Annotated in this window: 6 protein-coding genes and 2 tRNA genes; 2 read left to right on the forward strand and 6 right to left on the reverse strand. The window is 65.5% G+C overall.

Going from position 1 to position 9,659, the window contains the following annotated elements:
• Nucleotides 1-183 precede the first annotated feature (183 nt).
• Both mnmC and AC3A35_RS08905 read left to right on the forward strand, forming a co-directional pair.
• Nucleotides 184-2,115 carry a bifunctional tRNA (5-methylaminomethyl-2-thiouridine)(34)-methyltransferase MnmC2/FAD-dependent 5-carboxymethylaminomethyl-2-thiouridine(34) oxidoreductase MnmC1 gene (mnmC, locus tag AC3A35_RS08900; protein ID WP_487435684.1) on the forward strand — a complete coding sequence of 644 codons (1,932 nt, stop codon included), beginning with the start codon at nucleotides 184-186 and terminating at the stop codon, nucleotides 2,113-2,115.
• 93 nt (nucleotides 2,116-2,208) lie between these two features.
• The gene (locus tag AC3A35_RS08905; RefSeq protein WP_487435685.1) at nucleotides 2,209-4,239 is read left to right on the forward strand and encodes a sensor domain-containing diguanylate cyclase; all 2,031 of its coding nucleotides are present in this window, start codon (nucleotides 2,209-2,211) and stop codon (nucleotides 4,237-4,239) included.
• A gap of 4 nt (nucleotides 4,240-4,243) precedes the next feature.
• Here the strand turns inward: AC3A35_RS08905 and gltX are convergent, their stop codons facing one another.
• The 6 genes from gltX to AC3A35_RS08935 form a co-directional block, all read right to left on the reverse strand.
• The gene (gltX, locus tag AC3A35_RS08910) at nucleotides 4,244-5,641 is read right to left on the reverse strand and encodes a glutamate--tRNA ligase (RefSeq protein ID WP_487435686.1); all 1,398 of its coding nucleotides are present in this window, start codon (nucleotides 5,639-5,641) and stop codon (nucleotides 4,244-4,246) included.
• A 104-nt stretch (nucleotides 5,642-5,745) separates the two neighbouring features.
• Nucleotides 5,746-5,820, reverse strand: a tRNA-Val gene (locus AC3A35_RS08915).
• 51 nt (nucleotides 5,821-5,871) lie between these two features.
• Nucleotides 5,872-5,946, reverse strand: a tRNA-Val gene (locus AC3A35_RS08920).
• 99 nt (nucleotides 5,947-6,045) lie between these two features.
• Nucleotides 6,046-7,098, reverse strand: a complete 1,053-nt coding sequence (locus AC3A35_RS08925; RefSeq protein ID WP_487435687.1) for a GGDEF domain-containing protein — start codon at nucleotides 7,096-7,098, stop codon at nucleotides 6,046-6,048.
• A gap of 162 nt (nucleotides 7,099-7,260) precedes the next feature.
• Nucleotides 7,261-8,709 (reverse strand): threonine synthase, encoded by a 1,449-nt coding sequence (gene thrC / locus AC3A35_RS08930; protein ID WP_487435688.1) that lies wholly within the window; start codon nucleotides 8,707-8,709, stop codon nucleotides 7,261-7,263.
• Nucleotides 8,710-9,013: 304 nt separating this feature from the next.
• A partial coding sequence (locus AC3A35_RS08935; RefSeq protein WP_487435689.1) for a ribbon-helix-helix domain-containing protein occupies nucleotides 9,014-9,659 on the reverse strand: 646 nt, incomplete at its 5' end.

Consider the following 9,659-nt stretch of genomic DNA (forward strand, 5'->3'; position numbering starts at 1 on the left):
GCGACGAATACATGGCTGCATGCGGGGTGCTTGAGATCATGGTCCGAGTATTCCATAAGGCGTAGCCGCAGGCAAAGCCCGGAAGCCTCGGGAAGCGCAGACGAGATACCATAGCGGGCTCTTGCCGCCGTCCCGTACGAAGTCCGGTTCGCCCTCGCGGGCCCCGCTCATTCTGCCCTCACCATGCCGATCACGCCCGCCCGCTATCTTATTGCCGAAGACGGCACTCCCCTGTCCGCGACTTTTGACGACGTCTATCACTCCGCCGACGGGGGGCTCGGCCAGGCACAGCATGTATTCCTGGCGGGAAACGGCCTGCCGGAGCGCTGGCGCAATCAGCGCCGTTTCGTCATTCTCGAGACCGGCTTCGGACTGGGACTCAATTTTCTCGCGACCTGGGCGGCATGGCGGGCAGATCCCGAACGGTCGGAGTCCTTGCATTTCGTGTCCTGCGAACTCCACCCCTTCGAGCTCGCAGACCTGATCCTGATTCATGCGCGCTGGCCGCAATTCGCCGCACTGGCCGCCGAGCTTCATGCGCACTGGCCCTGCCTTGCGCCGGGCGTGCACCGACTGCATCTGAACGAAGGACGGGTCTGCCTGACGCTGCATTTCGGCGACGCCGGCGAAAGTATGGGACGACTCGATGCACGGGTCGACGCCTTCATGCTCGACGGCTTCGCCCCGGCAAAAAACCCCGAACTGTGGTCGGCCCGGATCTTTCATCTGCTCGCCCGACTTGCCGTCCCGGGTGCCACGCTGGCGACCTGGTCGGTTGCCGGAGACGTCCGCGAAGGTCTGCGCCGCGCCGGCTTCGACGTTGAGAAAGCCCCCGGCTTCGGCGGCAAGCGGCAGATGCTGCGCGGCCGTTACGGCGGTCGTTCGGCTGCCGACAGTCCGGCAGCCGAACGCGCCGGGCCGCACCCGGCCCGCCACGCGGTCGTGATCGGCGCGGGGGTGGCGGGAAGTTCGGCCGCGGAGCGACTCGCTGCACGGGGCTGGACGATCGACATCATCGATGCGGCCGACCGACCCGGCCAGGGGGCATCGGGGAACCATGCCGGCGTGCTGCGACCGCTCCCCAGTGTCGACGACAATCGCATGAGTCGCCTGACCCGCGCCGGCACCCTGTATGGCTGGCAACACATCCGTTATCTGCAGGCGCGCGGACTGCGGGTACGCGCGGACGCCTGTGGCGTCCTCCACCTCGCCCGCGACGCCGCTCAGGAAACGAAGATGCGCGCCGTGGCGGCAAAACTCGAACTGCCGGCGAGCTTGCTTCGCTTCGTCGATGCTGACGAGGCCGGGCGGATCGGTGGCTGGCCGGTGCCCTTGGGCGGCTGGTGGTTCGCCAGCAGCGGCTGGGTTCAGCCCCCCACGCTGTGCGCGGCAAACCTCGCGGCTCACCCGAAGCGCGTTCGCCCGCACTGGAAACGATCGGTGGGCCGGATCGAACGCTCCGGCGACCACTGGCATGCGCACGACCAGGACGGCAAGCTGATTGCTGCCGCGCCAGTACTCATTCTTGCCGCAGGAACCGGCCTGGGGGCCTTCCCCGACGCGGCGCCCCTGCCAATGGTGAGCGCCCGCGGCCAGGTCAGTCTGCTTCCGGCGGCAGCCGGCAGTGCGCCGCGCGTGGTCATGTGCCGTATGGGCTATGTGAGCCCGGAGGTCGACGGTGTGCGCTGCGCCGGAGCGACGTTCGATGTCGGTGACGACGACACCGGGCTTCGCGAGCGCGATCACCGCGAGAACCTCGACAAGCTCGAAGCGATGCTGCCCGGCTATACCGCGGGTCTCGATCCGGCGCAGCTGCAGGGCCGGGTCGGCTTCCGCCCGGCCTCGCCCGACCGCCTGCCCATGATCGGCGCCATTCCGGCGGTCGCGACGATCGCGTCGGCGACGCCGCTTGCCGACGTTCCCCGTCAGCCGGGGCTGTTTGCGCTGTCCGGTTTTGGCGCCCGCGGGCTGGTATGGGCTGCGCTGGCCGGAGAATTGCTCGCAGCCCGGCTTTCCGACGAGCCCTTGCCTGTGGAACGTGACCTGTGCGATGCGGTCGATCCGGCGCGCTATCTGTTGCGACCAGTACGTGCATCGGCCACCACCGACGACTGATGCGCGCCCTGTAGGACTGCCTGCGGCCCGGGGAGCAGACGCAGCCCGCCGGAACGCCTAGAATCGGCCCAAAGAACGACTGAAGAACCAATTTTGCCCTACAACCTCGTGGTTCTGGCTGCCAGCGCGCTCCTTGCTGCAATTTTTGCGGCAGTAGCAGGATTTTCGCTCCAGCAGACCGACGAACGCCTCACCATTCAGCTCGAACGGGAGGCCACCAGATTGCAAAGCGTCTATCTGGCCGCGCAGGCCGAGCTGGAACACGAAGCCCTGACCCTGGCCTACAGCATGGCCTCGGAACCAGGGACGAGGCGCCTGTTGGCCGAGGCGTCGCGGACGTTTCAGGACGAAGGCAGCGGGGGACCCCGTATCCGGCAGCTTCGCGATGCGCTCAACGCCAAGGTAAGCGAACAATGGGGAGGATTGCACGATCTGTACGACGTGCGCCAGATGCAGTTTCTGCTCCTCCCCGACCTGATCTCCTTCCTGCGCCTGCACGCGCCTGACGACTATGGCGATAGCCTGGTCGAAGCACGGCCCCTGCTGCGCGGGGTGCAGTCCGACATGGTGCCGCGCAGCGGATTCGAGATCGGTCGCGCCTATGCCGGCATCCGCGGTGGCGTGCCGGTGATTGGTGCCGAGACCGAAGGCGCGCCGCGACATGTCGCCCTGCTCGAAATCGGCCTCGGCATGGAGAAGCTGCTCGCGCGCCTGAGCGACAAGCTCGATATCGGCATCGCAGTCCTGCTCAAACCGGACTCCGTCACCCATGCCATGTGGGAGCAGTATCGCCCGGACGCTGCTCGTCCGGGTCAGCGACCCTGCTGCTTTCTTCTTTCGGCATCGCGTCCGGAAGCGGCCGAATGGCTCGATGCATCCTTGCTCGATGTGCATCCGTCCGCACTCGAATCCAGGGTGCTGGACTGGAAGGGCGCGCGATTCCAGACCGTCCAATTTCCGCTGCGCGATTACCTCGGACAATTGGAAGCGTCGAGGCCGCCGGTGGGCACGGTCCTGGTTTGGCGCAACGCGACCCACCAGCTCGCCGCATATCACGCGGCCCGCTCGGCCATGGTCAGAAGTACGTTGGCAACCTATGCCGTCACCCAGCTGATCATTCTGGCCCTGTTGCGCCTGTCGCGCTGGGAATGGCAGCGGCAACTGGACAAGCAGACGGCGGCGATCGCCCGCCTGTCGCATCGTAACGAACTCCTGCTGGAGACCGCGGGGGAAGGCATCTTCGGGGTCGACCGCGACGGGCGGGCGAGCTTTATCAATCCTTCCGCACTGCGGATGCTCGGATACCGCGCGGAACAGGTCATCGGCCACAACCAGCATCGGCTGTTCCACCATCACCATGCCGACGGCAGCCCCTACCCCGACGACCATTGTCCGGTGTTCATGACGCTCAAGGACGGCAATCCCAGAAAATGCGAGGACTGGTTCATTCGCAGCGACGGCCGCGGATTTCCGGTCGCGATGACGGTGACTCCGATCGACGAGCAAGGCCGCCGCGAAGGTGCAGTGGTGGTATTCAGCGACATTTCGGAGCTCAAGGCCAGGCAGGAAGAGTTGGTCCGCCTCGCGACCACCGACTCGCTGACGGGGGTGAGCAATCGCCGTCGCTTCCTCGAGCTGCTCAGCGCCGAACTGGCACGGGTGAAACGCCACGGCGGCTCGGCATCGCTATTGATGACCGACCTCGACCACTTCAAGCAAGTCAATGACGAACACGGCCACGCAGCCGGGGACTTGGTGCTGAAGCACTATGTCGAAATCATCCGTCAGACCTTGCGCAAGACCGATTCGGTCGGGCGCCTGGGTGGCGAGGAGTTTGCGATCCTGTTGCCCGGCGACGGTGTCGAGGGCGCCCGCGAACTGGCCGAGCGTCTTCGGTCGGAGCTCGAGGCGTCGCCGGCGCGTTCAGACAGCGTTTCGATCGCGATTACGGTGAGTATCGGCATCGCCGCGCTGATGCCGACCGACGACACGGCCGACGCGCCGCTTCAGCGCGCCGACCAGGCGCTCTACGCCGCCAAGGATGGCGGACGCAATCAGGTGCGGATTCATCGCATGCCTTCGGATCGAACACGAACGGACGACCCGGGGACCACTTTTTCCTGACTGCTCAGAGGTGGCGGGCAAGCCGGGCAAGCACCCGCTCTCGTCCCAGCACCTCGAGCACGGCGTCGATGGAAGGCGTCTGCGGTACGCCAAGCACCGCCACCCGCAGGGGAATGGCCACCTGCGGCATCTTGAGACCGTGCTCCGCCATGGTGTCCTTGATCGCCTGGCCGAGCGTCGCCTTGTCCCACGCCGCGCCTTCGAGGCGCCCCCGCAGGCTGGTGAGCGCAGCACGCGCCGCTTCGGTGAGGTGCTGTGCAATCACCTCGGCGGCCGGATGCACGTCGACACAGAAGAGTTCGGCCGAATCGGCGAGCTCGTTGAGATTGCCGGCGCGATCCTTGTACAGCGCCACCACGGCCTCGAGTGGCGGGCCGGATTCGGGGTCCACGCCGCGGCGGGCAAGACGGTTCGCCACTTCGGCAGCCAGCCGGGTGTTGTCCGCCTGCTTGAGGTAATGGGCATTCAGCCAGTTGAGCTTCTCGGTGTTGAACTGGGCGGCCGACGGGGTGATATGGTCGAGATCGAACCACTCGACGAACTGCTCACGCGAGAACACCTCGTCGTCGCCGTGGCTCCAGCCGAGCCGAGCGAGATAATTGATCACCGCTTCGGGCAGATAGCCGTCGTCGTCGTACTGCATCACGCTCACCGCGCCGTGGCGCTTGGACAGCTTGGTACCGTCGTCACCGAGGATCATCGACAGGTGGGCATACTGTGGCACCGTGGCCCCGAGCGCCCGCAGGATGTTGATCTGGCGCGGGGTGTTGTTCACATGGTCGTCGCCGCGGATGACCTGGGTGATGCCCATGTCCCAGTCGTCGACCACCACACAGAAGTTGTAGGTCGGCGTCCCATCGGGACGCGCAATGATCAGATCGTCCATCTCCGCATTGGCGATCTCGATGCGACCCTTGACCAGGTCATCCCACGCCACCACACCCTCGGCAGGATTGCAGAAGCGCACCACCGGCACCACACCGGCGGGAGGTGGCGGCAGGACCTTGCCGGGGGCCGGACGCCAGCGCCCGTCGTAGCGCGGCTTCTCGCCGCGGGCGCGTTGTTCCTCGCGCATCCGGTCGAGCTCTTCCGGGCTGGTGTAGCAGCGGTAGGCAGTTCCCGCCGCGAGCATCTGCCCGATCACTTCCTTGTACCGGTCCATGCGCTGCATCTGATAGAACGGACCTTCGTCGGCATCCAGGCCGAGCCACTTCATGCCGTCCAGAATCGCCTGCACCGCCTCCGGCGTGGAGCGGGCCACATCGGTGTCCTCGATCCGCAGGATGAAGGTGCCCTTGTGGCGTCGGGCGTAGGCCCACGAGAACAGCGCGGTACGTGCACCGCCAATATGAAGGTAACCGGTGGGACTGGGAGCAAAGCGGGTGCGGACAAGGTTCGTCATCAGATATCCCTGGGCTGCAAGGCCGATACAGGCTGCGGGCAGGACCCCTGCCCGGACCTGAAAATAAAAAACCCCGCCGTCGAAGCGACGTCGGGGTTGGTGTCTGGTGGGCGGTACTGGGATCGAACCAGTGACCCCTGCCGTGTGAAGGCAGTGCTCTACCGCTGAGCTAACCGCCCGGTCAGCGAGGTTTGAACCCTCTGCCGGCTTTCGCGAGATGTTCCCACCGATGGTGGGCGGTACTGGGATCGAACCAGTGACCCCTGCCGTGTGAAGGCAGTGCTCTACCGCTGAGCTAACCGCCCCTTGCGAAAGAGGCCGGATTGTAGAAGGCGCTCCGGTCCGCGTCAATAGCCCGGTGGCCCGCTCGACCCGCGAGGAGCCAAAGTCGGGCCGCGTTCCGGTCAAATCAGCGCGGCTTCGGTCAGTACCCGGTTACGCCCGCCGTTCTTTGCCGCATACAGGGCCTGGTCCGCACGCGCGAACAGTCCCTCGAAGGCTTCGCCGGCACGACGGATCGCAACGCCGAGCGAAATGGTGAACGGGTCCAGCTTGAGCTGATCCTGGCGACGGGTCAGACGCAGGCGCTCGACCCGCACCCGGATCGACTCCGCGACCTTCTCCGCGTCCACGAGCGACATGCGCGGCATCACGATGACGAATTCCTCGCCCCCGAACCGGACGGTCACATCCTGAGCGCGCACGGCCCCCCGCATCACCTGGGCAACGTGGCGGATCACCACGTCGCCGACGGCATGTCCGTAGGTATCGTTGACCCGCTTGAAGTGGTCGATATCGAGCATCACCATGGCCAGCGAGCCGTCCTCGCCATTGCCGTCGATTTCTTCGAGTCGCTGCTCCAGCCCACGGCGATTGAGCAGGCCCGTGAGCGGATCGATGAGTGCTTCGCGCCGATGCCGGTCGAGTTCGTCACGCAACTTGCGCGCTTCCTGATCCGCACTCTCGAGACTCTTCCTGAGCGCCTCGTTGCTGGAATGGGCCTTGATCGCCGCGGCCAGCAGGTCGGCAGCGACCCCGCTCACCGCCGCCTCACCCTGCTCGCCTTCCAGACGGGCAATATTCTGCTCGACCGAGGAGCGGAACCCGGTGGCGTTGTGTCCGGCTTCGGAAATATCTCCGATCAGGCCCTGGACCAACTCCTGCAGACTGCCGCCCAGGCCGCGCAGACTACGGAACTGTTCGCGCGCGAGATGTTCGTCATACAACTCGCGCATCAGCAGGTCATCGAGTTGCTTGCCGGCAGCGAGCTGCGCGTCGATGCGCGTATTGAGTGGCGGAACGCTCGCGAGCCGATACTCGTAGGCGACTGCATAGTTTACCGGTATCGGACGGAGGGCGTTGCCGATCAGGAAGTCGATCACCTGATGCGCCAGCGTCCGTGCCTTCTCGCCATCCGGGTCCGATTCCGGTACCACGCCCCCACTGCCGACACTCATCTCATTCCCCCGTTGGAATATCGGGCCTTCGGCGCGCTGCCATTGATTGCAGCGGCGATCGGCCAGCCAAGGCGGAAGTGTAACGCGGCGGATTATGCGACTACAACGAAAGTTGCATAATCCGCATACCCGCGTGTGCAGCCGCGGCTGTCCCTGGTGAGCTCAGACGTGATCGGCGATGAATTGCTTGATCCGACCCACGTCGGGCGCCATGATTTCGACGCGCTGCGGCAGCGCCTCCAGACCCTGCAGATCGGCCGGCACCTCGGGATCGCGATCGAGCGCCTCGCGGATGGTCTCGGCGAACTTGACCGGGAGTGCGGTTTCGAGCACCAGCAGCGGAACGCCCACGGGGATTTCGCCGACCTTCTCCCATGCCACTTTCACGCCGTCGGCGGTGTGGGTATCGATGATCAGACCATGACGCTCGAACATGCCGCGGATGGTGGCGAGGCGATCGGCATGGCTGCTGCTGCCCGATACGAAACCGAAATCGGCGAGGCGTGCAAAATACGACGTCTGCGACAGATCGAAGGCACGACCGGCATCGACCTCGGCCCACAGCTCGGCGACCTTGACCGGGTCGCGTCCGACCAGATCGAACACGAAGCGCTCGAAATTGGATGCCTTGGATATATCCATCGACGGGCTGGAGGTGACCCGGGTCTCGGCGGTCTTGCGCGGGCGGTAGACGCCGCTGCGGAAGAACTCGTCGAGCACGTCGTTTTCATTGGTGGCCAGCAGCAGCTTTGCCACCGGCAGCCCCATCTGGCGCGCAATGTGTCCGGCGCAGATGTTGCCGAAATTGCCCGACGGCACGCAGAAGGCGACCTGCTCGTCATTGGACTTCGTGGCCGCAAAATAGCCCTTGAAGTAATACACGATCTGCGCCGCGACCCGCGCCCAGTTGATCGAGTTGACCGCGCCGATCTTGTGCTGCGCCTTGAACGCGAGATCGTTGGAAACCGCCTTCACGATGTCCTGCGCATCATCGAACATGCCGGTCACCGCAATGTTGTAGATGTTCTCGTCCTGCAGGGAGTACATCTGTGCGCGCTGGAAGGCACTCATCTTGCCGTGCGGCGACAGCATGAACACACGCACGCCGTGCTTACCGCGCATCGCGTACTCGGCCGCCGAGCCGGTGTCGCCGGAGGTGGCGCCGAGGATGTTGATGGTTTCGCCACGCCGCGCCAGCACATATTCGAACAGATTGCCGAGCAGCTGCATCGCCATGTCCTTGAATGCCAGCGTCGGCCCGTTGGAGAGTTCGAGCAGGCCCAGCCTGCCGGGCTCGATCCAGCGCACCGGAGTGATGTCCGCCGCGTCGTCACCGGGGCGCACATGGCAATACACCGCGGCGGTGTAGGTCTTGTCGCAGATGGCCTTGAGGTCGGCGGCGGGGATGTCGGTGATGAAGCGCGACAGGATCTCGAACGCCAGTTCGGCGTACGACAGCGAACGCCACGCGTCGAGTTCGGCACGACTGATCTGCGGGTAGTGCTCCGGCAGGTAAAGCCCGCCATCGGGCGCCAGGCCGCCGAGCAGGATGTCGCAGAATTCGGGATTGGCGGGCTGGCCGGCATGGCCGCGGGTGGAGATGTACTTCACGGAACAGTCCTCAGATCGGCGGAGACGAAAGCGCGCGAGCGCGAAGGCAGGAGTTTAACCAAAGCGGCGGGCAAAGGCAGGTCCGATGGCGTCCGGCGCCATCCGGACCATAACCGCAGCGGCGCCCAGACTCCGATTGCAGGCTGAATCGGCGCCCGCAGCGCACGGATTGACGCCGAAAGACCCGGAGCAGGCGGCCACGATCTGCGCCGGCAATGCGCTCCGCGGCCTCGTTCGGGTGCAACTCATGGCACCGGTGGACGCGCCGGGGCCATTGCGGCAACGGGCGCGCCCGGACCGCAGGCTACTTCTTGCCCTTGCCTTTCGGTACCGCAGGCAGCGAATCGAGCATCGCAAGCAACTCCTTCACCGACCGTTCGCCCAACAGACGCACCGCGACGCGCAACACCTCCGACTTGGTGGTGAGCCGACCCGCACGGGCCAGCGCGGTCCGCAGATTCTTGAGCTCGGCGTGCTCGTTCTTGGGCATCGAAAACGAATCGCGCACCACCTTGCCGGGTTTCTCCTTCTTGGTCTCGACTGCCTGCACCGACGTCGCCTTCGGGGTGAGCGGCACAGCAGCCGGTTTCCCCGCAAGCGCGGATGCGGACCCCGTGGCCTTCGGCTCGACCATACTCACGGCCGCCGACTTGGCCTGAGCCGACTTGGCCTGAGCCGACTTGGCCTGAGCCGACTTGGCCTGAGCCGACTTGGCTGCTGCGGATTTGGCTGCTGCGGATTTGGCTGCTGCGGATTTGGCTGCTGCGGATTTGGCTGCTGCGGATTTGGCTGCTGCGGGTTTGGCTGCTGCGGGTTTGGCTGCTGCGGGTTTCGCGGCGACGGGTTCGGCGACGGCGGGCTTCGCGGTGGTTGGCTTCGCGGTGGTTGGCTTCGCGGTGGTTGGCTTCGCGGTGGTTGGCTTCGCGGTGGTTGGCTTCGCGGTGGTTGGC

This window comes from Azoarcus sp. Soil_N_20 (genome assembly GCF_057656155.1).

Excerpts from the sequence above, each read along its gene's own strand:
- mnmC (WP_487435684.1), top strand. The coding sequence starts at position 184 with ATGCCGATCACGCCCGCCCGCTATCTTATTGCCGAAGACGGCACTCCC.
- gltX (WP_487435686.1), bottom strand. The coding sequence starts at position 5,641 with ATGACGAACCTTGTCCGCACCCGCTTTGCTCCCAGTCCCACCGGTTAC.
- AC3A35_RS08925 (WP_487435687.1), bottom strand. The coding sequence starts at position 7,098 with ATGAGTGTCGGCAGTGGGGGCGTGGTACCGGAATCGGACCCGGATGGC.